Origin of the sequence: Alkalihalophilus lindianensis (assembly GCF_032843265.1) — a bacterium.
Classification (GTDB): domain Bacteria; phylum Bacillota; class Bacilli; order Bacillales; family Bacillaceae_D; genus Alkalihalophilus; species Alkalihalophilus lindianensis.
In genome coordinates this window covers 1-248 of record NZ_JAWJBA010000782.1, presented here as the reverse complement: position 1 = coordinate 248, position 248 = coordinate 1, and the positions used below count along the sequence as shown (strand labels likewise).

1 protein-coding gene is annotated in these 248 nt (G+C 71.8%); it reads left to right on the top strand.

Features of this window, described 5'->3' with window-relative positions:
- Positions 1-248, top strand: a 248-nt coding sequence (locus RYX56_RS24320; RefSeq protein WP_317124380.1) for a DUF547 domain-containing protein, incomplete at both ends; no start/stop codon positions are given.

Below are 248 nucleotides of genomic sequence, written 5' to 3'. Positions count from 1 at the left end.
CTCGCCTTCTGGCTGAACGCCTACAACGTGCAGATGGTGCAGAACGTCCTTGACGCGCCCGGCACGCGGAACGTGCTCGACCAGCGCGTCGCCTTCTTCCAGACGCCCCGGCGGTTCGCGGGCCGCGCGCTCTCGCTCGACGACGTCGAAAACGGGCTGTTGCGCCGCCAGAGCCCCGCCCTGCACGCGCTCGCCCCGTCCCGTCTCGACGCGCGCCTGCACGCCGGACTGTTCTGCGGCGCCGTCTC